This is a genomic window from Bartonella sp. AP58NXGY (genome assembly GCF_042195785.1).
In the GTDB taxonomy this organism is placed as follows: domain Bacteria; phylum Pseudomonadota; class Alphaproteobacteria; order Rhizobiales; family Rhizobiaceae; genus Bartonella.
In genome coordinates this window covers 1-575 of the sequence record NZ_JBHIOY010000397.1, presented here as the reverse complement: position 1 = coordinate 575, position 575 = coordinate 1, and the positions used below count along the sequence as shown (strand labels likewise).

Here is a 575-nt window from a genome sequence, read left to right as displayed (position 1 = left end):
GCGATATGGATAGCGCAATTTGTTGGCAGAGAGATCAGAGTGCTTGATTATTACGAAGCACAGGGGCAACCGTTATCCGAGCACATAGGTTGGTTACGTCAGAATGGCTATGAGAAAGCATTGATGGTTCTTCCCCATGATGGTGCGACGAGAGACCGTGTGCACAATGTGAGTTTTGAGAGTGCTCTTAAACAGGCAGGCTTTCAAACAAAAGTTATCCCTAATCAGGGAGCAGGTGCTGTTAAGATACGTATAGAAACAGTCCGCCGTGTTTTGCCTTCTGTTTGGTTTAATGAGAAGACGACAGTAGCAGGACGTAAGGCACTGAACTGGTATCACGAGAAATGGGATGAGAAGCGTAATATTGGCTTGGGAGCAGAGCATGATTGGTCCAGTCATGGTGCAGATGCCTTTGGACTGATGTGTATTTCATACAAACCACCAAAAGAAATACAAAAGCGACCAGCTTATAGCGGCAGAACGGAATATGAGAGTACTTCATGGATGGCAGAATGATGCATGATGATGAACATTTAGAGAAAGACAGCAATGTATCTGATCTCTCTCATGAAGGT

At 44.7% G+C, this 575-nt stretch carries 1 pseudogene; it reads left to right on the top strand.

The features are described from left to right. A pseudogene (locus ACFINC_RS11640) lies at positions 1 to 516 on the top strand (PBSX family phage terminase large subunit); the annotation flags it as partial. Positions 517 to 575: the final 59 nt, after the last annotated feature.